Genomic DNA, 25,888 nt, shown 5'->3' with positions numbered 1-25,888 from the left:
AGCCTAAGATGAGGTGGAGATTTTATATGGTATCATCAGAGGGTAAGGAAATTTTTAAAAATATAGAAATCGGTCCAAAGACAACTGTGGATCATATTAAAGAAGAAGGAATTATCCAGCAGGGGTTTTTCAAACTGACTTTCTTGCTATTAGCTTTGGGTCTGGGTATTTTTTCTCTCTATACTGGCTTCTTTGGCTTATTGGAAACTTGGCAGTATAGAATGATTCACCTGATATCAATATTAGCTCTTGTTATTGTTGGGGACTTGGTCTTTTTAAAAAGGGATTCCTTTTTAAAGAGGGAATCCATTAAAAATGGCTTTTTGCAGTTCTTAGCTGTTGCCATGCTTACTTTACTTGTTGGGTTAACCATATATTCTTATGTTCAATATGAGAATATTATTTATAGGGCAGGAATGCCGAATTTTTACGATAAGGTTTTTGGTACTTTTTTAATTATTTTAGTGATTTATGCCGGTGCAAGACGACTAGGTTGGGTAATTACAGGTATAGTGGGAATATTCATCGCTTATGCTCTTTTTGGCAATTATTTGCCAGGTGACTTGTACCATAGGGGTTTAAGTTATGATAGGTTTATTGATTTTATGTATAACCAGACCACAGGAGTCCTAGGGGTGCCCATTAAGGTCGCTGCAGAATATGTGATTATGTTTATACTGTTTGGTGGCTTCTTAAACAAGTCAGGAGCAGGGGAATTCTTTATTCGTTTGGCTTTCGCTATGACAGGTAAGTTATGGGGTGGACCTGCTAAAGCAGCAATTGTTGCTAGTGCATTGATGGGAACTATCAATGGTAGTGGAGTGGCGAATGCTGTTGCAACCGGCTCTATAACTATTCCTTTAATGAAGAGGGTAGGATATAAGCCTCATTTTGCTGCCGCCGTGGAAGCAGCAGCTTCAAATGGGGGTATGATTATGCCGCCTATTATGGCCTCGGTTGCTTTTTTAATTGCTGAATTTACAGGTACACCTTATTCAAAGATTATGCTTTATGGTCTATTTCCTGCCGCACTTTATTTCTTTGCCGTAATGTTAATGGTTCACTTTGAAGCTAAAAAAACTAATTTAAAGCCTTTAGAAGCAGCAATGATTCCAAATCTGTGGGAAACCTTTAAAAAAGGTTGGTATTTCTTACTGCCCATAGTCGTTTTGGTGGCGTTACTTATTAAAGGTTTTAGTCCTATGAGAGCAGCAACCGTGGGTATGGGAATGATGGTGATCTTATCCTATATGCGCAAAGAAACCAGGATGGGTATTTATGAAATACTATCAGCTATTGAAGAGGGTATCCGAAATACCATTGTAGTGTCAGTAGCTTGTGCAATGGCCGGTATTGTAGTGGGGGTAATTACTTCTACAGGATTAGGCATCAAGTTCTCATCCATAGTTTTATCATTAGCAGGAGGAAATCTCTTCCTAGCCCTAATTTTAACCATGATAAGCTCAATTATTCTAGGAATGGGGATGACTGCGGCGGCAGTTTATGTAATTGTTTCAGCCTTAACTGTTCAAGCTCTAATTGATATGGGTGTATTATTAATGCCTGCGCACTTTTTTGTCTACTATTATGGAATTTCTTCTGCAATCACTCCACCAGTTGCCTTGGCAGCTTATGGTGCTGCTGGAATTGCAGGAGCCAATCAAAACTTGACGGCACTAGTAGCATGTAAACTTGCTGTGGTAACCTTCTTAATACCTTTTGCATTTATCTATAATCCTGCAATAATGGCTATAGGTACGGTTTCAGAAGTTGTCTTGGCTGTTGCAACTGCATCTGTTGGAGTAGTTGCCTTGTCGGCTGGTTTATCTAGGTGGCTGTTAGATAAGTTGCAGCTGTGGCAGCAGTTTATCCTAGTGGCAGCAGGGATTGGTTTGTTCACACATATTTATTGGGCTAATGCTGCTGGAATTGTAGTACTGTCAATAATTTATGTACTTCAAATCAGGAACCGTAAAAAACAAAAGGTATTGCTGTGCACCTTAAATAAGGAATTGTAATTGATGCAAGCTAGCCAGGACAAAATGTTTCTGGCTTTTTTCTTTCAACACTTAATTATTAGAAAACAAAGGAGTTTGATTATGCTCGATATTTTAATTAAACAGGCAAATATTTTTGGTGAAGTTGAACAATTAGACATTGGAATATGTCATGCTAAGGTTTCCTTAAAAGAGTCCGACATTAAAGTTAATGCCAAAGAAATAATTGATGGTAAAGACAAATTGGTAATTCCAGGATTTGTTGACTCCCATACACACCTGGAAAAGGCTTTGCTTGATGACCATGTGTCTAATCATAGTGGAACATTACAAGAGGCCATTGAGAACTTTAAAGTGTATTTTAAAACAGTTGATGAGGAAAACTTCTATGAAAGAGCAAAGAAAGCTCTGGAGAAAGCCATAGTAGGGGGAACAACAACTCTTAGGTCCCATATTTCAGTTAGCAAGGAATTGAAATTCAAAGCCATAGCTCCGTTGCTAGAATTAAAAAAGGATATGGCTGACTATATTACACTTGAGGTAGTAGCTTTTGCAACACCCTTTCCCGATGTATTAGACAAGGAAAATTTAAGTCGTTTAGAGAAAGCTTTAGAAAAGGGAGCAACTGTTTTAGGGGGGTGCCCTACCTTAGCTCCAAATCACAAGGAGTTTATAGATACATTTTTTGAATTAGCTATAGCCAACAATTGTCCATTAGATTTCCATGTGGATGAATCCGATGAACCAAATATCCAGGCCCTGGAATACCTGGCAGAAAAGACTATCAAGGAAGGCTATGAAGGTAAAGTGACAGCTGGGCACTGCTGCTCCCTGAGTGCTGTAGATGATGATACGGCAATGAGAGTTATACTGAAAGTAAAAGAAGCAGGGATAACTATCGTTACACTTCCATCCGCTAACTTATATTTAATGGGACGTAACGATTGCCAGCCTATACGTCGTGGTATTACAAGGGTTAGAGAGCTTCTGGATAATCAAGTTAACGTAGCCTATTCATCTGACAACCTGAGAGATCCATTTAGACCCTTTGGTAACTTTGATATGTTAGAAGAAGCACTCTTAATGGCACAGGTAGCTCAAATGGGCAGAGAAATTGACTTTGAAAATATTTTAAAAATGGGAACGTATAATGCTGCAAAGGGTATGGGTCTTGTGGATTATGGCCTAGAAGTTGGTAATACAGCTAATCTAGTACTTCTTGATGCTTCCTCAGCAAAGGATGCGATTATTTCTCAAGCCAATAAATCACATATTATAAAAAACGGTAAGATAGTAGCTAAGAACCGTAAAACCTCCCACCTCATATACAATAATTAAAAATACACCTTAAAGGTGTATTTTCGAATTTGGAAGCTTTTCCATGTCTTCTCCTCAAACCTTCAAGATGGTTACCCTCTATGTCTTTTGCAAAGCTACTAAAACTCAGTACCCATCCGAGATATTCTCTATGATAAAAGCTTAGAGATTTCCCTTAATTTTTCCGCAAAAAAAGAAGGAATGCTAAAAATCATATAGAATATATTAGCAATGAGGTCATCTGAAGTCTGACAATTAAATCTGTTGGAATTACGTTACAATGAGGAGATTAATAGACATGAAAAAAAAGGACATGTCAAAGCTATACTTACGGGTAAAAAAAGATATTCTAGATATGATTACTGATGGTAGGTTTAGTGATAATAAATTACCTCCAGAAGATGAATTGGCAAGAGAATTAGGTGTAAGCCATAGTACTGTGCGTGAGGCTTTGTTGGTATTAACTAAAGATGGAGTCATATCGAAAAAACACGGTAAAGGCAGTTTTGTTCATCAGAGTGCCCTTAATGCAAGAATGAGAATTGACTCTATTTTAGATTTTATTACCCTTTTGGAGGACGGGGGATATGCAACCCGGTTAGCTCAAAGCGTCTATGGTTTTGAATGTGCTTCCGTCGAGGAATGTCAAAGTTTGGGTGTAGAAGAGGGTAAACAACTTTTTACTTTTGAAAGACTATTCTATGCAAATGACAAAGTAGCAATTAGAGCACTAATTAAAATACCCAAAATATATATGCAGACGTTTCCATCTGAGGATGAGGATGTAATGACAAGCTATGAATTCGTGTGGAAGTATTGCAAAGAAGATTTGGTGCAATCAATTTTAGAGTTTCTTCCCATGACAGCTGGGGAAAAGGAGGAAAGTATATTTGCTATCAAAAAGGGTAGTCCTATGATTAGCTGGAGGGAATTATTTTACAATATTAAAGATGTCCCTATATCCTATAATCAAATATATTTTAATCCGGATATAATGAAGCTTAAAATGTTACGTAAATGGTAAAACAAAGATCTTTTTCAAAAAGGAGGGTGTATCCATCAAAGTTTATGTGAAGTATTTTAATTTAATTGGTGATTCTCTTGGGAAAAAAATAGATCTTCTTGATTTGGAGGATGAGAGTACGGTTCAGGACTTAATTGAGTATCTTTCCAAAAAGTATGGTGAAAAATTCAATTATTTAGTGCTAGATGAAAGCGGGAACATTCATCCTCACATAAGACTATTTATTAACAATCAAGTTACAAATCCTCAAGTCAAGCAAAAACTAAATGAAGGCGATACCGTTTCTTTTTTCATTGCTATTATTGGGGGTTAAAATCAAATAGAAGTATTGAAGTTACTGACCAAGTAAAGAAAAAATATTTAGGTGCAGATATTTTTAAAAAAAGAGGTGTATTATATTGAATAAAATAAAAGACTTAAGAAGTTTCATGAATGTTTTAATGGATGCAGGGCAGTTGGAAGAAATCGAAAAGGAAGTGTCTATAGACCATGAGTTAGGAAGTGTACTATCTACTTTGGAAAAGGATGGCTTAGGGGCAGGCTACTTCAAGAATATTGAGGGCTACAATATTCCGGTTATAGGTGGCGTTCTGGGTAACCAAGAAAGAATAGCACTTGCATTAGACTGCAAAAAAGAAGACATTGTAGAGATATGCAGCAGAGCATTAGAAAACCCAGTAAAGCCATGTGTGGTGGAAAATGCTCCATGCCATGAAAATATTATCCTTGGAGATGACGTGGATTTAAGTAAGTTACCCATACCTACTCATGCTCCTTTGGATGCAGGACCATTTATAACTGGAGGAGTTATAGTTTCCAAAGGGTTAGATGGTAACACCCATAACCTTTCTTTCCAGAGGATGCAGGTTAAGGGTAAAGACAAAATGGGGATTATGATCAATGAGTGGAGGCATCTAAAAGACTTCTATGATGCTGCTGAAGCTCAAGAGAAACTCCTTCCCATTGCTGTAGTTATTGGTGTAGATCCAGTAATTATGATAGCTGCAGGATATAGATTTGACGGTGATGAAACAGAAATAGCAGGCTCGTTACGTGGTGAACCCATTGGAGTTGTTAAGTGTAAGACATCTGACATCTATGTTCCAGCAACATCAGAGATAGTAATTGAAGCTGAAATAATTCCAAACATAAGGGAAGAAGAAGGACCTTTAGGAGAATTTACAGGGCACTATAGCGAACCATGGAAGAGTCCTACCCTTATTGTTAAGGCTATATGCCATAGAAATAGTCCAATCTACCAGACTATTTCAGGGGCTTCCTACGAGCATATTAATTTGGGTAATGTGTTACCCAGAGAACCATTATTGAAGAAGTTTACAACCTATGTATCAAAAAATGTTACTAATGTACACATTCCTCCCTATGGAGGAGGATTTTTGGCACTTGTACAGCTTAAAAAAAGTAATCCTGGAGAGCCCAAGAATGTTGCCCTAGCTGCAATGACAGCCTATGTTAATATCAAAAATGTAATCGTTGTTGATCCTGATGTAGACATATTTAATCCAGGAGATATTATGTGGGCAATGTCTACTAGGGTGAAGCCTGAAAAGGATATATTCTATGTACCAAACTCCCAGGGTCATGAGCTAGATCCATGCTCTGATGCTAGAGGGGTGCAGACCAAAATGGGAATTGATGCAACCTTATCTGAAGAAAACAAGGATTACAAACGTGTAGTCTATGAAAATGTGAACTTAAAGGAATACCTTAGCAAATAAATAAAAACTTAGTGGCAAAAATTAATGTTTTGCTCAAAAAATAACCATTGTATTAGGTTAAAATGTGGAGGGAAGGCTATGCCTTTACTTGGAAATAAGAATTTTAAATATCTTAATCAGTCTGTCCCACGAGTAGACGCTTTCGATAAGGTAATTGGAAAAGCAAAATATGCTGCAGACTTAAAATTTGCAAACACCCTGTATGGCGGGATGCTTAGAAGCACCCTAAGCCATGCAAAAATTACTAGTATATATATTTCTAAAGCAAAGGCTTTGCCTGGTGTATGGGAAGTATTAACCCACAAAGATTTGGAAAAACCAAAAAGCTGGGCTAATTTCATGTATATCACGGACAAGGTTCGTTATGCTGGAGATGTTGTGGCAATTGTTGCAGCAGAAACACAAGAAGTTTTAGAAGAGGCTTTAAAAGCAATAAAAGTTGAGTATGAAGAGATTCCTGGGGTATACACAATAGAGGAAGCCTTAGCAGAGGGTGCACCTCTAGTACATGATAATGCACAGAACAATATATTTAAAGAGTCCCATTTCCCTGTTAGTAAAGGGGATGTTAATCAAGGATTTAACCAATGTGATGTTATTATTGAAAGAGAATATAGAACACAATATGTGGAACATGCCTATATTGAACCTGAAGCTTGTGTAGCTGTTCCTAATAATTTTGATGGGAGTATGACAGTACACTCCTCGTCTCAGAATCCGTATTTTACTAGGCGTTATGTGGCTGACATCTTACAATGTAGCATGCACAAGGTTAGAGTTATCCAACAAACCCTAGGTGGGTCATTTGGAGGTAAAGAGGAAGCTGTAGGTTTGATAGCAGGTAGGTCTGCAATATTAGCCAATAAAACTGGGCGTCCTGTAAGAATAGTTTTGACCAGAGAAGAATCAATCTTAGAAAGCTCTAAGCGACATCCATTTAGATTAAAATATAAGATTGGAGCCACTAAAGAAGGCAAAATTATAGCCCTAAAAGCAGAGCTAGTTGACAATTGTGGTGCATATACTAACCAAACTCAATTTATGAATTTTAGAGCTTCTGTGCATGCAGCAGGTGTTTACGAGATACCCAATATAAAGGTTGAGGTATACGGGGTATACACTAACAATGTTCACTCAGGAGCAATGCGGGGGTATAGTTCACCACAGATAATATATGCTGGGGAGCAGCTGATTGAAGAATTGGCTGAGGAACTTAAATTAGACCCTATTGAGATACGTAGGATAAATGCTTTAAAAACAGGATCCATTACTGCAACAGGACAAAGACTTGAGGGACCGGTAATTCTTGAAGAAATAATGGATTCCTTAGTACAGTCTACAAGCTTTATTGAAAAAACAAACAGTTATGCTAAAGAAATTGACAGTAGCCAGTCCCCAAAAGGCATAAAGAAGGGTATTGGAATAGCAACCTGTTTCAGGGGCTGTGGATTTGGTGCAGAAAGTATAGATGCTTCAGGAGCCATGGTCACAGTAACAGAAGATGGTACAGTTATAATAAACTCGGGACTAGTAGAAAATGGACAGGGATTAAAGACTGCATTCTCGCAAATTGTTGCAGAAGCGTTATGCGTCTCAGTAGATAAGATAAACTTTATAGGGGTAGATACCCATTCCATGCCTGATGGAGGTATGACTGTAGCTTCTAGAGGTACAGTTATGGGAAGCCAATCAATGAAAATTGCTTCAGAACAGCTTAAGGATATTTTAAAAATAACAGCGGCAGAGATGCTAGACATTACAGTAGAGAATGTGGATATAGAAGAAGGGGTATTTTTTGATATATCAAATCATGAAAATAAAGTGTTTTTTAGTGATGTGTGTAATAAACAGCTATGGAGTGGCAGGCAAATGTCAGTTTTTGCATGGTTTAGGCCTAAGGACCTTAATTATGATCACCATACTGGACAAGGAGAAGCTTTTCCAACCTATTCATATGGTTGTGTCGTAGCGGAAGTAGAGGTAGATACAGAAACTGGCTATGTGGAGGTAATTAAAGTAACTGCAGGCCACGATGTAGGAACAGCTGTTAATCCGGCTTTAATCAAAGGTCAAGTCTATGGTGGAATAGCTATGGGAATGGGCTTTGCTACAACTGAAGAGGTTGAAGTTCAAAAGGGTAAGGTGAAAACTTTAAATCTTGACACCTATATAATTCCCACAGCAATGGATATGCCTCAGATGGAAGTCCAAATATTTGAATGTGATGACAAGCAGGGAACATATGGTGCCAAGAGTCTTGGAGAGCCATCCACAGAAGCCGTTGGAGCAGCAATAGCAAATGCTATCTATAATGCAACTGGTAAAAGGATAAGACAATTGCCAGCTGATCTAGAAAAAGTACTCTTAGGTAAAAGCTTAACATCAGGAGGTGGCAAGTAATGATTATGTATAACTATCTTAGACCAGATACAATAGAAGAAGCTTGTCAGCTCTTAGCACAATCTAAGGGAAAAATACTAGCTGGCGGAACAGATCTTATGGTACAGATTAGGGCACAGGAGGAAAAGCTACAGGACTTAAAGTGTGTCCTAGACATCAACCAGCTTAAGGAGCTCAATTACATTAAAAAAGAAGACGACCATATCTATATTGGTGGTCTTACAACGCACCATGAATTGCAAGAATCAGAATTAATCCAAAGAGAAGCTTTCTTTTTATCCCAGGCAGCTTCTACAGTAGGCTCTCCCCAGATAAGAAATAGAGGTACCCTTGGTGGTAGTATATGCAATGCTTCCCCAGCAGCTGATCTTATACCACCTTTAATAGCTTTAAATGCAGATATTAAACTTAGAAGCATAAGGGGAGAAAGAAAGCTACCTTTAATCAGTATTTTTACAAAGCCCTATTGTACAAATATAGAGTCTGATGAAATTCTTGTTGAAATAAGCTTTAAGATTTTATCAGAAACAACAAAGACTGCTTTTATTAAGCTGGGGCGTAGAAAGGCTTTAGCAATAGCACGGATGAATATAGCAGTAGCCTTGGGTATTGGTGATGATGGTTGTATTGAAGAGGCAAGAATAGCTCCTGGATCTGTATTTCCAACACCAGACAGGGTCAAGGTAGCTGAAAAAATACTTTTAAACAAAAAGCCAACCTCGGAGCTTATAGCACAGGCAAGCAAGCTGGTTTCAGAGGAAATGATCAACAGGACAGGTATCCGTTGGTCAACAGAGTATAAAAGGCCAGTTATAGAGACACTTGCTAACAGGGCGTTAAAACAGGCATGGGGGGTGGAATAGGTGGAAAAAATTCTAGTATCCATGACAGTCAATTCAAGACCTATTACTGTTAGTGTTAAACCCTATGCAAGGCTAATTGATGTGCTAAGGAATGAACTAGACCTTACAGGAACCAAGGAAGGCTGCGGAGTAGGCGAGTGTGGAGCATGTACAGTTATAATAGATGATCGAAATGTTAACTCATGTTTGGTATTAGCAGCTTCAATGGAAGGCAAAGAAATAATAACCATTGAGGGACTAGCAGATGAGGAGAAGCTTCATCCATTACAGGATGCCTTCATAAAGCATAATGCTGTGCAATGTGGTTTTTGTACACCTGGTTTGCTGTTAAGTGCAAAGAGTTTACTGGATAAAAACTCAAAGCCTACTAGAGACGAAATAAAAGTTGCAATCTCTGGAAACATGTGTAGGTGTACAGGATATGAACAAGTTATAGATGCCATTGAAGAGGTTGGGTCTAAGGCTAAAAACGATATATAAATCATTTTATAGGAAAGGAGAGTGAAATATGGGATTTACAGCATATGTTGATTTGACGAGTCAAACATACAAGTTAATTGAAACTCCTAAAGATGATCTTCAGAATTTCATTGGCAGTAGGGGTTATGCTGCAAAAATACTTTACGATAATGTAGACCCTGATGTAGAGCCATTAGGTCCTGATAACTATTTAATTTTTTCTCCTGGCCCACTAACAGGTACTCAGTGGCCTGCCTCAGCAAGGTATACTGTGACAGCTAAGTCACCCTTGACTGGAATATATGGATATGCAAATTCATCAGGTCATTTTGGACCAGAGATGCACAGGGCTGGATATGATGCAGTTGTTTTTACTGGGAAAGCAGAAAAGCCTCTAGTAGTCTGGATTGAGGATGAAGCAATTGAATTTATAGATGGGGAAAAATACTGGGGAATGAAAACCTCTCAGGTGGAGACTGAGCTACGAGACAAGTATCCTGGTTCAAAGGTTGCATGTATTGGTCCTGCAGGAGAGAAGCTGGTTAAGATGGCTTCTGTAATTAATGACTTTGGGCGTGCCGCAGGAAGATGTGGGTTAGGTGCTGTAATGGGATCAAAAAATCTAAAGGCTGTTACCGTGAGGACAAGTAAAAGAGTAGAAGCCTCCCCTGAGTTTAAAGAAATAGCAAAGAAATCCATGAAACAGGTAAAAGATCATCCAGGTTCAGCAGGACTACGGGAATGGGGAACAGCTCTTTTAATGGATCCCAAAAATACAGTAGGTGATCAACCTACTCGAAACCATCAGCAAGTGCAATTTGAAGGTAATTTGAGTGTTAATGCTATGGAACTAAAGAAATATTTGCAGAAAAATATGGGTTGCTTTGCATGCCCTATTAGATGTTCTAGATATTCCAAGGTTGAGACTGGTGAGTTTGCATGTGAAACTGAAGGTCCCGAGTATGAAACTATGAATGCTCTAGGGCCTTTACTCGGCAATAAAGATTTAGAATCAATTATTTATGGTAACCTGTTATGTAATGATTATGGTATGGACACCATCTCTACTGGGGTGATTATAGCCTTCGCCATGGAATGTAAAGAAAAAGGCCTGATAAGTGATGATGAGCTAAACTTTGAGTGGGGTAATACAACAGAAATTATAGAGTTAATAACTAGGATAGCCTATAGAGATGGTATCGGCGACTTACTTGCTGAAGGTGTGAAAAGAGCAGCAGAAAAGATTGGTAATGGGGCAGAGGATTTAGCAATGCACGTAAAGGGAATGGAATTACCAAGACAGGAACCAAGGGTAGTAAAAGCCTTCGCCTTAGGCCATGCAGTTGCCAATAGGGGAGCAGATCACCTCTACGCTTTACCCACTATTGACCTTGCGGGACATGTGGACGTTGCAAAAAAATATTTTAATGATATTTATCCTGAAATTATGGACATTGGTATTGAAAAACATAAAGCAAGAATGATTAAATTTACAGAAGCCTATAATGCCATTAGTGATGCAGTAGGTGTGTGTAAGTTTTCCACTACAGAAAACTATTGCTTGTATCCTGAAGATATAAGTAGCGGGTTAACAGCCTTAGGACAGAAATATACTACTGATGAGCTTGTTAAAGCTGGAGAAAGAATAGTTAACCTTGAGAGGATGTACAATGTTCGCCTTGGACTGAATCGAAAGGACGATCAGCTACCAAAAAGGTTTTTGAAAGAAGCAATCAACGTATATAAAATGGTTGCTGATGATGATTTTATTTTACATCCCAAAGAAGCCATAAAAAAGGATTTGGTAGTTCATCTTGATGAAATGCTGGATGACTATTATCGATTAAGAGGCTGGGACAATAATGGTGTTCCTACAGAAGAAAAGCTTAAAGAATTAGGTTTGGAGTACTTAGTTAAAGATTTGCCCAAATAAGAACATTGCTCATTGTTCAAAAGAGTTACGTTCCTTGGAGGCTTCAGTTATTAATGTATGATCAGCATATGGCGCTCTAAAAAATCATTAAAAGTACAGCATAAACATGAGATAAGATAAAAGGATGTTTTTGCCATAGGCAAAGCATCTTTTTTATATAATCAAGACATTACCTCAAAAGAGATTTAAAGTCCTTTCCATCTAGTGAAAAGGTTATGTTGGAACAATTATAAGGCTGCGCCTTTCTTTTAAGGTGACATCAGATTCCTTTCAACTACTATAAACTAAAGGAAAATAATGCCTAATTATGGAATACTATACAAGAAACATTTCTTAAGTATTTACTAGGTAAAAATGTACCAGTAGGTGAAGCGATGAAAGCTTCAGCAGGCGCACATGCTGTGGCAAGAGAATCTCCAAACCCGGTTTCAGCATTACTGTGGTTTGAAAAGGATTAACGCAGTTTACAAAATATTTTTCTCACGAGGAAGAAGGAATGATAAGCTTTCAAATGGAAGTAGATTTGATTATAGTGGGGGATGAAAAATTATATATAATGGTTGTAGTTTTTAATTATAGGAGGTAGATAGTATGACAACAAATAAAGCAAATAACATTGACGAATATATTGCCGGGTTTCCACAAGATATTCAAAAGGCTTTGAAACAAATGCGTGCATGTCTTCGCAAAGCCGCACCTGAAGCCGAGGAAAGTATTAAGTGGGGAGTGCCCGCTTTTTCCTATCACAGAATCCTATTCCAGTTTGCTGCATTCAAACATTACATCAGTTTCTACCCCACGCCGTCAGTAGTGAAAGCTTTTGCAAAAGACCTTTCAGATTATAAAACATCCAGTAGCACAATTCAGTTTCCGTTGGATAAACCTCTACCTTTGCCTCTAATTCGAAAGATTGCCGTTTTTCGTGTTCGAGAAAGTATTGAGAAGGACGTGAAGTGGATGTAAATAGACTTTAAAGGAGGCTTTTATTTGAGGTCAAGAAAGATTTCACGGCGTACTTTTGTTATTGGTGGTGGAATGGCTTTCATATCTTACATGTTCTTTGAGGTTAAAAATGTTGCTGTAACTAAGTATAGTATCCCTATTAGTAACTTGCCTTCCACACTTAATGGCTTTACTATTCTTCATTTAACAGATCTTCATAGCAAAGAGTATGGTAATGACCAAAAACAGTTGATTGACTTAATAAATCGGTACAAGTTTGATATGGTTGCTATTACTGGGGACTTCGTTGATAAAGGCAACCCCCGAACAGATCCAGCTATCAACTTAATAAAAGGGTTAACTGATAAACCCATATTTTTTGTACCCGGTAATCACGAGTGGTGGAATAATTATAAGATAAAAGAACAACTCATCTCGGAGGGAGTACTTGTACTAGAGAATTCAAATCACAAATATTTTAAGGGTGAAGAGCACATGTGGATTATTGGTGTTGATGACCCTTATCTAGGAAAGGATAATTTAGATTTGGCCTTGGAAGGAATTGATGATTCTTCGCCAAGGTTACTATTAGCTCATGCACCGAATATTTATCCATCAGCAATTCAATCTAACATTGACTTAGTAATGACAGGGCATACTCATGGTGGTCAGGTGCGGCTACCGATTATAGGGGCAATTGTTGCACCAGGGCAAGGATTCTTTCCAAAGTTGGACTATGGCCTGTTTTCATCAAACTCCACAAAAATGGTAATTAATGGTGGACTAGGAGAAAGTGTATTACCTATTAGGTTTCATAATCGGCCCGAGATAGTACTAATAACATTGGAAGCGATAAATGAATAAGTTCGGGAACCTATCGGAAATACCACCGAATGGTAGAGAAGTCAGATTTTCAAAAAAATATTGGGGGTGGCCAAATGAAGACTGTTTTAAGACAGCCTTAGGGGATAAATAGCAATCATCATTTAACCAACAATTTTTGATAGACATTTGCATAGCTATACATATACGATAGTCTGGGCTTATTTTCCGAACAGGTACATGTTGAACAAAAGTTAAGTAAATTGGAAGATAATGAGGACGGTAATAGTTAATTTTAAATAGGTCAAGTCGGGACTTTTAAAAGAGGCCTGTAAAGGTGTGGAGTGAGATTAGAATGGATATTAAAGTTGATTATTTAAAAAACCATCCTAAATTGATTGAGGAAATTTCAAGACATTTTTATAATGAATGGGGTTATTTATATCCTGAAAGGAACCTAAAAGATTTTGAAGCTTCTATTTCTGAGAGATTGAATTTTAATAAAATACCACTAGCTTTAGTTGCAATGGATCAAGATAAATTTATTGGAACTGTTCAAGAGTATTAACCTTAAAGGTACGAAGATAGACATTTTTCAAGCAATTTCATTTGCTGAGTCATATGGGGCAAAAGTTGAATAATTAGGATACCAGCTTTAAAACAATACTGACACTTGTTAAAATTTATGTCCTTCATTTTAAAGTAAATATGGTTTACAATGATATGTATACATTCAAATGCTGGGGAGTGAGAAATATGTCATTAAAACCGAAGCATCACATAATTACAATTTTATTTCTTACAGCTGCTCTTTTATTTGCCACTTCCTGTACAAGTAACCCTAAAGAATACCAGGAAGTAACATTAAATGATCTTCAGCCAATCGATGACCAGCAAAAAAATGATGATGATGGCCAATTTTTGAGAGTTGCTATATCTTCAATGACTTCACCTAAAGAAAGCATTGTATATTATAGTGCTTTGTTAAAGTATCTTGAAAAAGAGGTAGGAATGCCTATTAAAGTTGTCCAAAGAAAGACCTATCAAGAAGTAAATGATTTATTGAAGAAAGGGGAGATAGATTTAGCTTTTATCTGTACCTATGCTTATGTGTTAGGTGTTGAAGAATTTAATTTAAAGCCTTTTTTAACCCCACAAATTGAAGGTAAAAACACCTACAGATCATATATTATAGTAGACTCGAGTAGTGATATTTATTCATTTGAAGAGTTAAAGAATAAAAGATTTGCTTTTACTGATCCTTTATCTAATACAGGCTATATCTATCCTACTTTTCTAGTTCAAAAATTTGGATATATGCCTAAAGACTTTTTTAATAGTGTGACTTTTACCTATAGCCATGACAATTCTATCACAGCAGTAGCGCATAATGTAGTAGATGGAGCTGCTGTTGACAGCTTGGTTTTTGACCATACAATTGAAAATGATCCGAGTTTTATAGAAAAAGTGAAGATAATTAACACTTCAGTGGAATTTGGTATGCCACCTGTAGTAGTTAGACCTGATTTAGATTTGGAACTGGCATCAAACTTAAAAAGAATATTGTTAACTATGCATACTGATATTGAAGGACAAAGGATTCTTGAACATTTGCGAATAGATGAATTTGTTGTTCAAGAGGACAAAGATTATGATAGTTTAAGAGATATGGTTGAGGAGGTGCTAAGTGAGCAAAAGTAGAGCCTTAATAAATCTTTTAACCTATGCTAGTGTCAGAGTAAAAATTATGGGTATTGTGGTTGGTCTAGTTTTGATACTAGGCCTGTTTGCATCTGCACAAAATTATTTTACAATGCAAACAACACTGCGTGAGCAGTTGATCAAGCAAGGAATTTCTTTAGGACAATACGCTGCAGCACGAAGTGTGGACCTTATATTTACTAATGATAGTTTTGCATTGCATCAGCTTGTCACTAATATTGTTGAAAATAATGAAGATGTTCGTTATGTATTAATATTTGACTCTGAAGGACATTTAGTTGCTAATAGCTTTGGAATGTTATTACCTCAAGGTTTAATCCAAAGTAATACTGTTATAGAACATGAGGCATATAATTTAGAAATTTTAAAAACTGAAGAAGGTCTAGTTTATGACTTGGCATTACCCATTTTTGATAATAGAGCAGGAACCGTTAGGTTGGGCATGACTGAGCGAGAAATTCAAAAACTATTACTTAAAACAACGCAAGGCTTATTACTAACTACTGTATTGGTTGGATTTTTTGGTATAATTGCTGCCTATTTCTTAACATCAGTTTTGACTAAACCCATAAACCATATGGTGGAAATTACAAACGCTGTAGGTAAAGGTGATTTTACAAAACGAGTAAAGTTTTGGTGGATACAGGATGAATTTTTTGATTTGGGTAAAGCATTTAACAATATGATCGAGAATTTACAAAAAGCCCATGATGCTCGCTCCAATTTACTAAATAAAATAATAGGTGCCCAGGAAGAAGAACGAAGTAGGATTGCTAGAGAGCTTCATGATCACATGGGTCAATCTTTAACGTCATTAATGATAGGTTTAAAAATGTTAGAGAGCAGCGACAATATTGACGATGTCAGAAATAAAGTAGGGGATTTAAGACATATAGCAAATAATACAATTGAAGATATGCGGAGTCTGGCCTTTGCTTTAAGACCAAGTTTATTAGATGACCTGGGACTAGAGGCTGCTGTGCATAGATATTCTCAGGAATGTTTGGCAAGTTTGGGAGTAGATGTTGATTTTCAAGCTATTGGTATTACTGGGATAGAACTGCCGCCAGAAATTAAACTAACGATTTATAGAATTGTTCAAGAAGCTCTAACAAATATAGCAAAATATTCACGGGCAACAGAAGCTAGTGTTATAATAGAGAAAAGAGGTAATAAGTTAATGGCCATAATAGAAGATAACGGGGTAGGATTTGATGTAGAAAAAATTTTTAATTCTTCCATTAAAGAGAAGAAATTAGGTTTACATGGTATGTGGGAGAGGGCCAATTTGCTTGGAGGACAATTAACTATCGAATCAACTCTAGGTCAAGGAACAACTATCTATCTTCATATTAACTTAGAAGGGATGGTTGATATTAATGAAAATTAAAATTGTCATTGCTGACGATCATGCAGTTTTGCGTAGTGGTTTAAAAATGATGCTTAATGCTCAAAATGACATGGAGGTTATCGGTGAAGCTGCTACTGATGTAGAGACAATACATTCATGCCAAACTTTAAAGCCTGATGTTTTAATTCTAGACTTAAACATGCCTCACAAAGGGGGATTAAAGGCTATACCTGATATTAGGCAGCTATCACCTGACACTAAGATTTTAGTTTTGACAATGCATCAGGATGATAGCTATTTAAAAGACGTCCTAAAGTCTGGAGGCCACGGTTACATCCTTAAAAATGCCGCTGATTTAGATCTGCTGTCTGCTATTCGCTCAGTATATGGAAATGAATACTATATTGATTCAAGCATGACTGAAAACCTTCTTAGTGGTTTTATCTCACCAACAGCTGCTAAAGAAAATAATGAATCTAAACAAATTCTTAGTTCAAGGGAAACGGAAGTACTTAAATTAATAGCACAAGGCTATACCAATAAACAAATAGGCGATGAATTATATATAAGTGTTAAAACCGTTGAAACTCATAAAGCTAGAATATCAAAGAAGTTGAATTTAAGTAGAAGATCGGAATTAGTAAGATACGCTTTTGATGAAGGCTTGATAGAATTTGAATGAAGGACTGATAAATTTATAAAAGTATTAGATAAAAGTGGCTGTAGGCAAAAACACCTACAACCATTTCTTTTTTTGGGGGTATTTACTTACATGAAAAATGTAACTTAAGGGTTTTGACCGATATGAAAAACAACAAAAAAACATCATAATAAAACTAAGATTATTTTCACAAAGGGGGTAAATTTAAAGAATATTTAATCTGTAGTTAAATATTATGAGAAATTTTTAATAAGGGAGGTTTGTAAATGAATTTTTATGCGCCATGGGATATTCGAGTTACTCTAGATTTTTTTCTAGGGGGACTTGGAATAGGAGCTTTTCTGTTTGCGGCATTACTTAGTTTTTACGGCAAAGATCGTTATCGTGAACTTATCAAACTTAGTGCAGTTATTGCACCTATATCAATAATGATAGGACTGTTAGCATTAATTACTGAGCTGGGTAAACCTATGAGATTTATAACAACTATTTTCAATTTTAATTCTTCATCAGTAATGTCCTGGGGGGTATTTTTGCAAGGAGGATTTATATTACTTGCGTTAATATTTGCCTATTTAATTTTGAAGAACAAAGACAATTCAGGCATATATAACTTAACCCTAATACTCGGTTCACTATTAGCTTTAGCAGTTGGTATATACCATGGTTTACTATTATCTGCAAATGTTGGCAGAAGTCTGTGGAGCGGCGGATTAGTACCAGTTATGTTCTTATTTTCATCAATTTTAACTGGTACAGCAGTAGTAATGTTAATTAATTCCTTTAAATCCTCAACAGTAAGTAATGTTACCCAAAGGGAAACAGCAGCTGCTGATGGGCAGAGTAGAAATTTTAGTTTTTCAGGTTTATTATTTGGTTTAATTGTAGCCAATATAACAATTGTCTTAGTTTGGTTTATTTCCTTAAACAATGGTACTTTAGAAACACAAAAAGCTTTGGATTATTTAATTTCCAATCACGGTATGCTTTGGTGGGGTGGAGTAATAATAGTGGGCTTACTAATTCCTTTAGTTCTAATACTGTCTCAACTAAACAAAAGAAAAGACAATTTAACTGCTGCTCCCATTATTACTGCCTTAATTTTAATCGGCGGTTTTGTATTAAAGCATATTGTATTAATAGTTGGTCAAGTTAGGTTCCCATTTTTATAAAATATCTTTAGGACTGGAGGGAAGAATGGATGAAAGTTTCCCGTAGAGGGTTTATAAAATTATCAGTAGCTGCCGGTGCTGTTGCAGGTATTAAAGGTAAGCCGATGTTAACAGCTTTTGCAGAAAATAGTGATGCTGCCAATAAATTATCACAAGGCCAGTGGAAATCCACTACCTGCCAGGGGTGTACTACATGGTGTCCTGTTCAGGTATATGTAGTAAATGGCAGGGCCATAAAAGTTAGAGGTAACCCTAATTCCAAAGCAATGGAAGGAAAGGTTTGTCCCCGGGCTCATATATCACTCCAACAGGTTTATGACCCCGATCGTATTAAAGTACCGATGAAAAGAACAAATCCTAAGAAGGGCAGAAATGAAGATCCCCAGTTTGTTCCGATAACCTGGGATGAAGCAATTGATACTATTGCTGAAAAAATGATGGAACTGCGTGGAAGCAATGAAACTCATAAGTATGTGACATTCCGTGGTCGCTATACTTATATGCGTGATATTATCTATGATGCATTTACTAAAGTATATGGTTCTCCTAATGGAATTTCCCATAGTGCAATTTGTGCTGAAGCGGAGAAATTTGGGGCATATTATACAGAAGGTTTTTGGGATTATCGGGATTACGACCTGCCAAATACGAGATATGTACTATTATGGGGAGCAGACCCCTTAGCCTCTAATAGACAGGTTCCCCGTGCTCTTAACGTCTGGGGAGATGTTTTAGACAGGGCGAAAGTGGCAGTTATTGACCCCAGACTTTCAGCTACCGCCTCCAAGGCCGATGAATGGCTGCCCGTTGTGCCCGGAGAAGATGGAGCGTTAGCTTTAGCTATGGCCCATGTAATATTGGTAGAGGGCTTATGGTCTAGAGAGTTTGTCGGGGATTTCGTTGATGGTATTAATAGATTTAGTTCCGGTGTTTCGGTGCAGGAGGATATATTCCAGGAAAAATACACATACGGTGTAGTTAAATGGTGGAATATGGAGCTCATGAATAGAACTCCAGAATGGGCTCAGGATATAACTGGTGTACCTGCAGAACAAATAAGACGGGTAGCTGTAGATTTTGCTGGCAATGCTCCTAATGTTATCTCCTGGCTGGCACCTGGTTCTGCTATGCAGGTTAGAGGTGCTTATGCAGCAATGGCCTGTCATGCTTTAAATGGTCTGGTAGGCTCTGTTGATAATAAAGGCGGTACTTTGCAGGTAATGAAGATACCGGCTAATGGTATCCCAAGCTATGATGCATATGTAGATGAAATTGCTGCTAAAGGTAAAAAGTATCCTAAAATGGACCAACGGGGTTATAAGGAGTTCCCGGCATTGAAGAAAGGTGCATCTGGTGGTGGAGTAGTGACCAACCGTGCAGCCGATGCAATTTTAAATGAAGATCCTTATGAAATTAAAATGGCTATCGGTTATTGGAATAACTTTGCCTTCTCCTGTTCTGGAGCATCCAGATGGGAAAAAGCTTTAGAAAAGCTTCCATTCTTTGTTCATATTACTACTAACCCTGCTGAGATGACTAAGTTTGCAGATATTGTCTTACCGGCAGCCCAGCATAAATATGAAAAATGGGGCTATGTAAAATCCAAAGCTAACAGATATGCCTATGCCACCATGAACCAAAGAGTAATCGAACCACTGTGGGATGTACGGATGGATGAAACAGAAATACCCTGGTTAATAGCAGAAAAATTGGCTCAAAAGGGATATCCTAATTTATTTAACTATTATAAAAATGAGTTCCAAGATCCGGAAACAGGTAAAAAGCCAACTAATGGTTTAGAATTTACTTTATATGCTCTAAAGATGTTTACTCAACCCATGTGGGATCCAGCACTAAATAGTAAAGGCGATAAATTCCAAGGATGGCAAGATTTTCAGGAAAAAGGTGTTTGGAATTCGGAGCCATATCCTTTTAAAGAAATGTGGGGTAATTTCCATACCGAAACTAAGATGTTTGAGTTTTATAGTGAAACATTAAAAAAATCACTAGAAGGGCATGCAGAAAAGCACGCTACTGATGTTGATGATATAATGAAGACCTGTAAATTCACGGTTACTGGTGAGCATTCATTCATTCCTCACTATGAGCCGGCATTCCGCTGGGGTGAAGAAAATGAGTATCCCTTTATTTTCTTTGAACACAGGTCCAGATTAAATCGTGAAGCCCGCTCCGCTAACAGTTCCTGGTATCAGGACTGTAAAGACGTTGATCCAGGTGATGAAAAGTGGGATGACGTTGCTAAGATAAACCCGGTTGATGGAGCAAAATTAGGAATTAAAACAGGTGACAAAATTAGACTTATCTCACCCACAGGACATATTGAATGTACGACTAAGCTTTGGGAAGGTGTACGTCCTGGAACTATTGCAAAATGTTATGGTCAAGGTCACTGGGCTTATGGAAGAATAGCAGCCAAGGATTTCCAAAAGATGCTGCCCCGGGGTGGTAATAATAATGAACTGCTTCCTGCCGATTATGATAGATTTAGCGGCAGTACTGCCCGCCATGGCGGGGTTACCAGGATAAAAGTGGAAAAAGTTTAATAAAACGGAGGTGATTATATGCCTAACTATGCAATGGTCATAGATTTGCATAAATGCGCAGGTTGTGGTGCATGTGCTATAACTTGTAAAAATGAAAATAATGTGCAAGAGGGCTTCTTTTGGTCAAATTATGTTCATAAAACTACCGGTGAATTTCCCAATGTCCGTTTTGAGTTTATGCCTACCCTTTGCAATCACTGTGAAGATGCACCTTGTGTAAAAGCATGTCCCGTAGGAGCCATGTATAAAGATAAAAATGGTATGACTTTACATGACCCGGAAAAATGTATTGGTTGTAAAAGTTGTATGATTGCCGACCCTTATGGGGTAATCTATTTTAATAAAGAGAACCCTCATAAATTTTGGAACAGTAGTGAAAATGCTGTCCAAGACGGGACTTCAAGTGGTAAAGAAGTAGCAGATAAAGCAGGCGCTCCCATTCCTTATTATAATCCAGATCGGGAAAAAACCTATGCGGGAATTAGGCCTAAGGGTATAGTTGAGAAATGTAGCTTTTGCGACCATAGGGTTAAAGATGGAGTAAAGCCATATTGTGTAGAATCCTGTCCGGCAGATGCCCGTATTTTTGGTGATTTGGATGACCCCAATAGTGAAATTAGTTATTTAATCAGTAAGCATGGAGCTAAACAACTAAAAGCTGAGTTAGGTACAAAGCCTAAGGTGTTTTATATTAGAAGTTATTAGAATAAACAGTACGGGGCGGTGTCCAAAACACTGCTCCCGTACTATTAAAAAGTAGAGGTGAATAACTTTGACAAATAATAACTCTACAAAGATTATTGAAAAAAGAGCTGATATCTATAAACTGCTTTCTTTATTATATTATCAGCCAAATGCTGATACCGCTGGATATGTAAAAGAATTAAAAGAACTAATCTCAGATTATATATATTCAGGTACTGAATTTATGGACAAAATGGAAAAAGATTTGGCTAAGACATCTGCTAATGCAAATTATTTATTAGTAGATTATGCTAAGTTGTTTGTGGGGCCTTTCGATGTATTAGCGGCACCCTATGGATCTATATATTTGGATAATGAAAGAAAAGTGATGGGTGACTCTACTATGGATGCTTGCAGGCAGTATGCAGAGGCAGGTTTAGAAATAGATGCTTCTTTTAAAGAAGCACCAGATCATATAGCGGTAGAGTTAGAGTTTTTGTATTACTTAAACTACCGTTATTTAGAAACAAATGAATTGATGTATCTGGTAAAGCAGGAAATATTTTTGAATACACACTTAGGTTTATGGATAGATGATTTTACTAAAGCTGTAGTTAAACATTCCAATACTGACTTTTATATTAATTTAACATTATTAACGCAAAAATTTATAAAAGAAGATATGCAGTTTTTAAAAAATTTACCCGGAACAAAGGCCAATTAGTATTTCCAACCGGCAAGAGTTTTTGGAGCTTCAATATTAGCAATGTTTGGTGTACTTTTAATGAGAATTAATTTTGTAATTGCCTGTCAGATTAGTCCAATTCAAACTATATTCCAACTTGGGTAGAATGGTCATTGATACTCGGAGCAATCGGGATTACAATCATGGCATATATGGTAATTGAACCAAAAATTTATTACAAACTCTACTGAAGTTAAAGGTAAAGTCCAAGCAAATATTAACTAAAAAAGCTAACTAATATTTGAAATGTATTTTGTATTTCTCCGAGGCTATATTTCCTAAGGTTAAGTTCTATGGTATATAGTCCTGAGTAAAACTACTCACGGGGTATGTCTGGAAACGGTTATACCTCCCCATTGGAAAGGAGAAAAGAGATAGGTCTAGTCTATCCTTATCTCCTTTTGGGGGATAAGGATTTTTTTATTACAAAAATTTCTTGTTTGCACAAAATACTTAAAAGGGGAATGATAATGGAAAAGGTAAAAGTTCAAGAGGCTGTAGGGATGGTATTATGCCACGATATAACCAAAATTGTACCTAGTGAATTCAAAGGAAGAGCCTATAAAAAGGGCCATATAATTTCAATCCAAGATATCCCTGAACTTCTTAAGCTGGGAAAAGACCATATTTATATAATGAAACCGGAAAACGGGCAGATTCATGAGGATGAGGCAGCTTTAAGGTTGGCAAAAGCGGGAGGAAAAAGTGGAATAACCTTTACTGAACCCAAGGAAGGAAAAGTGAACCTCATTGCACAGTACAATGGATTGCTAAAAATTAACCAGGGAGTTTTAAGAGAAATAAATTTCCTAGACGATATTATGTTCGCAACGGCCCATAATAACTGTCCTGTAAAAAAAGGAGAACTTGTGGCTGGAACTCGAATTATTCCATTGGTCATCAATGAAAAACCGCTTAAATATGTCGAAGAATTATGTGCAGGGGAAAGATTAGTAGAAATTAAGCCCTACAAAACCCACAAGGTAGGAATTGTAACAACAGGTAATGAGGTTTTTTACGGTAGGATTAAAGATGCCTTTGGTCCAGTTCTTGTAAACAAGTTAAAGCCCTATGGAAGTGAGGTAATCGGACAGATATTGGCTCCAGATTCTAAGGAACATATTCAAAAAGCTATTAAAGAGTTAATAAACCAAGGTGCCGAAATAATTCTTACCACAGGCGGAATGTCAGTTGATCCTGATGATGTTACACCCGCAGCAATCAGGGAAATGGGGACCAATATTATTTCTTATGGTGCCCCTGTCTTACCAGGAGCCATGTTCCTCATGGGATATCTGGAGAATACACCTGTTATGGGCTTGCCAGGATGTGTAATGTACGGAAAAATAACCGTATTCGATTTAATATTGCCTAGAGTACTTGTTGGAGAAAGAATAACTAAAGCTGATTTCGTGGATCTAGGACATGGAGGCCTATGCTTGGAATGTAAACCTTGTAGGTATCCCCAATGCAGCTTTGGAAAAGGAGTATAGAACAATGAAGTTTAAAATCGTTGAATTGGAAGAGGCACAAGATATATTATTAAATAACATTAATCCATTGCAAGGGGAAACTATACTAATAGAAAACCTTAATGGACGTGTATTGGCTGAGGATATATATTCACCAATAAATGTTCCATCTTTCAAGAAATCCCCATTAGACGGTTTCGCGCTAAGGGCAGAAGATTCCAAAGGTGCTTGCAAAGATAAACCTGTAAAAATTACAATCGTTGATGAAGTCCAGGCTGGGGACACAAGACAAATTAGTAGGATAGAAGGCGGATGTGGTGTAAAAATCCTAACAGGGGCCCCCATTCCAGATGGACTAGATGTGGTCATAAAAAAAGAAGATGTTCTTTATGAAGAAGAGCAAATTTCCTTAACAGAAGAATTGCCTTCTGATAGCAATGTAATCTTTATAGGTTCAGATATGAAAGAGGGAGAACTTCTATTATCTAAAGGTGAATTATTAGGACCATATTATGTTGGTATTCTTGCTGCAGTAGGATTAACACAAATTAAAACGTATAAAAATCCACAAGTAGCTGTTTTATCTACTGGAAGTGAATTGAAATTGCCTGGGGAAGAACTGGAACATGGCCAGATATATAACAGCAATCTACCTTCCCTCATAGCCTTAATAAACAGTTTAGGGGGAAAGGGCAGATCATTAGGATGTATTTCCGATGATACAACAGCAATAGCAGAAAAAATCCTTGTTGCTTTGCAGGATAATGATTTAATAGTAACTACCGGTGGAGCTTCAGTTGGTGACTATGATTTAATAGAAGCTGCTTTTCGTTACATCGGTGCTGAAATCCTTTTTAACCGGGTAAATATTAAACCAGGGACTCCAGTAATAGGGGCGGTTAAGGATGGGAAATTAATGATTGGATTGTCAGGAAATCCAGCAGCGGCTTTAATCAGCTTTGAACTTTTAGTAAGGCCCTTGATTAAGAAATTTCAAGGATTTAAAAATATAAAACAACCTATTTTAGAGGTAATACTCGAAGAAGGGTTTAGTAAAAAAAGCCCTCAACGCAGGTATTTAAGGGTTCATGTAAGTTATGAAAACGGAAAATGGGTTGCAAAGCAGACAGGCAAACAGGCGTCAAGTATAATGAAATCAATGGCTGGCTGTAATGCACTAATAGATATACCAGCAGGGACAGGGCCAATCCCACCGGGAGTAATAGTTAAAGCAGTACTCTTAAAAGAGGAGATATGAAATCTCCTCTTTCATTTTTAAGTATAACTATCCTGCCTTCAGCTACGCCCTGTCTGATAAATTCAGGACTGACTTTTTCTTGTGTTGCTACTTGTTCCATTTCTTTGGTAACAACACATTTTGAGCATTCCTTAATAAGGACATTGCTTTTACCTCCTTGGTTTTTAATATAAAAAGTCCCCAACCAAAATAAAACTCTGGTTGAGGACTTTACCATCATCCAACAAGAATAATAGATAACAGGAAGGTCTCCTGGCTAACGAAGCATCCTTTTCTCAAGCCTTCTGGAAGTGTCAAGAAATAATTATGTGGAATATAGTATAGAAAATTTGCTGGAGAAGGAAATACCAAGGAAATAATGTAAAAAAATGTATTGATTTGGAAGGTGATGCAAATTAAATGTAGAAGTAAAGCAAATATTGGCTAGATATGGGCGGTACATTCCTTGAGACACTCTTTTGCCCACCTACTGGAGGGAGGTACTGATTTAAGATATATACAGGAGTTATTGGGACACAACAGCTCAAAAACCACAGAGATTTATACACATTTAACACATGCTAGTATCAGCAGAATCAAAAGCCCGTTAGATCGAATAATTAGTAAAGAAGAGTAAACCTATAAGTAAGTATTCACGAACTATAGTTCGCAGATACCACCATATTGGTATATAAAACGAACTAAGGTGCGGAGATGCAATAGATAGGACGGAAATTGCTCGCTGCGCTCACAATTCCGTCCTATCGTGGCGCGGGTTACACCC

The 25,888-nt window shown here is 37.2% G+C and carries 22 protein-coding genes; 21 read left to right on the top strand and 1 reads right to left on the bottom strand.

Annotation, left to right across the window (positions count from 1 at the left end; genetic code table 11):
• The first annotated feature begins 26 nt into the window (after positions 1-26).
• The 21 genes from APF76_08480 to APF76_08380 all read left to right on the top strand — a co-directional run bounded on the left by APF76_08480 (position 27) and on the right by APF76_08380 (position 25,125).
• On the top strand, positions 27-2,018 hold the full coding sequence (locus APF76_08480; GenBank protein KUO49398.1) for a TRAP transporter: 1,992 nt from the start codon (positions 27-29) through the stop codon (positions 2,016-2,018).
• A gap of 81 nt (positions 2,019-2,099) precedes the next feature.
• Positions 2,100-3,335 carry a hypothetical protein gene (locus APF76_08475; GenBank protein ID KUO49397.1) on the top strand — a complete coding sequence of 412 codons (1,236 nt, stop codon included), beginning with the start codon at positions 2,100-2,102 and terminating at the stop codon, positions 3,333-3,335.
• 277 nt (positions 3,336-3,612) lie between these two features.
• Positions 3,613-4,338: a hypothetical protein gene (locus APF76_08470; GenBank protein ID KUO49396.1), complete on the top strand. Its 726-nt coding sequence runs from the start codon at positions 3,613-3,615 to the stop codon at positions 4,336-4,338.
• Positions 4,339-4,384: 46 nt separating this feature from the next.
• On the top strand, positions 4,385-4,651 hold the full coding sequence (locus tag APF76_08465; GenBank protein ID KUO49395.1) for a hypothetical protein: 267 nt from the start codon (positions 4,385-4,387) through the stop codon (positions 4,649-4,651).
• A gap of 85 nt (positions 4,652-4,736) precedes the next feature.
• Entirely contained in the window at positions 4,737-6,077 is a 1,341-nt protein-coding gene (locus APF76_08460) for a UbiD family decarboxylase (protein KUO49394.1), read from the top strand.
• Positions 6,078-6,155: 78 nt separating this feature from the next.
• On the top strand, positions 6,156-8,477 hold the full coding sequence (locus tag APF76_08455) for a hypothetical protein (GenBank protein KUO49393.1): 2,322 nt from the start codon (positions 6,156-6,158) through the stop codon (positions 8,475-8,477).
• On the top strand, positions 8,477-9,340 hold the full coding sequence (locus APF76_08450; GenBank protein ID KUO49392.1) for a hypothetical protein: 864 nt from the start codon (positions 8,477-8,479) through the stop codon (positions 9,338-9,340). Before APF76_08455 ends, APF76_08450 begins: the two co-directional genes overlap by 1 nt.
• Positions 9,341-9,820, top strand: a complete 480-nt coding sequence (locus APF76_08445) for a (2Fe-2S)-binding protein (protein ID KUO49391.1) — start codon at positions 9,341-9,343, stop codon at positions 9,818-9,820. It begins immediately after the preceding gene.
• A 28-nt stretch (positions 9,821-9,848) separates the two neighbouring features.
• Positions 9,849-11,732 (top strand): hypothetical protein, encoded by a 1,884-nt coding sequence (locus APF76_08440; GenBank protein ID KUO49390.1) that lies wholly within the window; start codon positions 9,849-9,851, stop codon positions 11,730-11,732.
• Positions 11,733-12,323: 591 nt separating this feature from the next.
• Positions 12,324-12,695 (top strand): hypothetical protein, encoded by a 372-nt coding sequence (locus APF76_08435; GenBank protein KUO49389.1) that lies wholly within the window; start codon positions 12,324-12,326, stop codon positions 12,693-12,695.
• 24 nt (positions 12,696-12,719) lie between these two features.
• A complete protein-coding gene (locus APF76_08430; GenBank protein KUO49388.1) occupies positions 12,720-13,538 on the top strand; it encodes a metallophosphoesterase in 819 nt (272 codons plus the stop codon).
• Between the two features lie 295 nt (positions 13,539-13,833).
• On the top strand, positions 13,834-14,064 hold the full coding sequence (locus tag APF76_08425; protein ID KUO49387.1) for a hypothetical protein: 231 nt from the start codon (positions 13,834-13,836) through the stop codon (positions 14,062-14,064).
• Between the two features lie 188 nt (positions 14,065-14,252).
• Positions 14,253-15,197: a hypothetical protein gene (locus APF76_08420; GenBank protein ID KUO49386.1), complete on the top strand. Its 945-nt coding sequence runs from the start codon at positions 14,253-14,255 to the stop codon at positions 15,195-15,197.
• Positions 15,184-16,608 (top strand): hypothetical protein, encoded by a 1,425-nt coding sequence (locus APF76_08415; GenBank protein ID KUO49385.1) that lies wholly within the window; start codon positions 15,184-15,186, stop codon positions 16,606-16,608. The genes APF76_08420 and APF76_08415 overlap by 14 nt, the downstream gene beginning before the upstream one ends.
• Positions 16,598-17,251, top strand: coding sequence for a hypothetical protein (locus APF76_08410; protein ID KUO49384.1), 654 nt, complete (start codon positions 16,598-16,600; stop codon positions 17,249-17,251). The genes APF76_08415 and APF76_08410 overlap by 11 nt, the downstream gene beginning before the upstream one ends.
• Positions 17,252-17,496: 245 nt before the next feature.
• Positions 17,497-18,402, top strand: coding sequence for a hypothetical protein (locus APF76_08405; protein KUO49383.1), 906 nt, complete (start codon positions 17,497-17,499; stop codon positions 18,400-18,402).
• A gap of 29 nt (positions 18,403-18,431) precedes the next feature.
• Positions 18,432-20,966, top strand: coding sequence for a dehydrogenase (locus APF76_08400; protein ID KUO49382.1), 2,535 nt, complete (start codon positions 18,432-18,434; stop codon positions 20,964-20,966).
• Between the two features lie 18 nt (positions 20,967-20,984).
• On the top strand, positions 20,985-21,671 hold the full coding sequence (locus APF76_08395) for a 4Fe-4S ferredoxin (protein KUO49381.1): 687 nt from the start codon (positions 20,985-20,987) through the stop codon (positions 21,669-21,671).
• Between the two features lie 67 nt (positions 21,672-21,738).
• Complete coding sequence (locus APF76_08390) at positions 21,739-22,374, top strand: hypothetical protein (protein KUO49380.1); 636 nt, start codon at positions 21,739-21,741, stop codon at positions 22,372-22,374.
• Positions 22,375-22,865: 491 nt separating this feature from the next.
• Positions 22,866-23,888 (top strand): molybdopterin-binding protein, encoded by a 1,023-nt coding sequence (locus APF76_08385; GenBank protein KUO49432.1) that lies wholly within the window; start codon positions 22,866-22,868, stop codon positions 23,886-23,888.
• A 4-nt stretch (positions 23,889-23,892) separates the two neighbouring features.
• Positions 23,893-25,125 carry a hypothetical protein gene (locus APF76_08380; protein ID KUO49379.1) on the top strand — a complete coding sequence of 411 codons (1,233 nt, stop codon included), beginning with the start codon at positions 23,893-23,895 and terminating at the stop codon, positions 25,123-25,125.
• On the opposite strand, the gene APF76_08375 is transcribed toward APF76_08380, so the two are convergent.
• Positions 25,094-25,345 (bottom strand): hypothetical protein, encoded by a 252-nt coding sequence (locus tag APF76_08375; GenBank protein KUO49378.1) that lies wholly within the window; start codon positions 25,343-25,345, stop codon positions 25,094-25,096. The genes APF76_08380 and APF76_08375 overlap by 32 nt on opposite strands.
• Positions 25,346-25,888: the final 543 nt, after the last annotated feature.

It is taken from the genome of Desulfitibacter sp. BRH_c19, assembly GCA_001515945.1.
GTDB lineage: Bacteria > Bacillota > DSM-16504 > Desulfitibacterales > Desulfitibacteraceae > Desulfitibacter.
Note: the sequence above shows the minus strand (reverse complement) of the source record. Positions and strands in the feature narration are given on the sequence as shown.

Excerpts from the sequence above, each read along its gene's own strand:
- APF76_08395 (KUO49381.1), top strand. The coding sequence starts at position 20,985 with ATGCCTAACTATGCAATGGTCATAGATTTGCATAAATGCGCAGGTTGT.
- APF76_08410 (KUO49384.1), top strand. The coding sequence starts at position 16,598 with ATGAAAATTAAAATTGTCATTGCTGACGATCATGCAGTTTTGCGTAGT.
- APF76_08480 (KUO49398.1), top strand. The coding sequence starts at position 27 with ATGGTATCATCAGAGGGTAAGGAAATTTTTAAAAATATAGAAATCGGT.
- APF76_08450 (KUO49392.1), top strand. The coding sequence starts at position 8,477 with ATGATTATGTATAACTATCTTAGACCAGATACAATAGAAGAAGCTTGT.
- APF76_08470 (KUO49396.1), top strand. The coding sequence starts at position 3,613 with ATGAAAAAAAAGGACATGTCAAAGCTATACTTACGGGTAAAAAAAGAT.
- APF76_08420 (KUO49386.1), top strand. The coding sequence starts at position 14,253 with ATGTCATTAAAACCGAAGCATCACATAATTACAATTTTATTTCTTACA.
- APF76_08475 (KUO49397.1), top strand. The coding sequence starts at position 2,100 with ATGCTCGATATTTTAATTAAACAGGCAAATATTTTTGGTGAAGTTGAA.
- APF76_08400 (KUO49382.1), top strand. The coding sequence starts at position 18,432 with ATGAAAGTTTCCCGTAGAGGGTTTATAAAATTATCAGTAGCTGCCGGT.
- APF76_08385 (KUO49432.1), top strand. The coding sequence starts at position 22,866 with ATGGAAAAGGTAAAAGTTCAAGAGGCTGTAGGGATGGTATTATGCCAC.
- APF76_08440 (KUO49390.1), top strand. The coding sequence starts at position 9,849 with ATGGGATTTACAGCATATGTTGATTTGACGAGTCAAACATACAAGTTA.
- APF76_08405 (KUO49383.1), top strand. The coding sequence starts at position 17,497 with ATGAATTTTTATGCGCCATGGGATATTCGAGTTACTCTAGATTTTTTT.
- APF76_08435 (KUO49389.1), top strand. The coding sequence starts at position 12,324 with ATGACAACAAATAAAGCAAATAACATTGACGAATATATTGCCGGGTTT.
- APF76_08455 (KUO49393.1), top strand. The coding sequence starts at position 6,156 with ATGCCTTTACTTGGAAATAAGAATTTTAAATATCTTAATCAGTCTGTC.
- APF76_08380 (KUO49379.1), top strand. The coding sequence starts at position 23,893 with ATGAAGTTTAAAATCGTTGAATTGGAAGAGGCACAAGATATATTATTA.
- APF76_08375 (KUO49378.1), bottom strand. The coding sequence starts at position 25,345 with ATGATGGTAAAGTCCTCAACCAGAGTTTTATTTTGGTTGGGGACTTTT.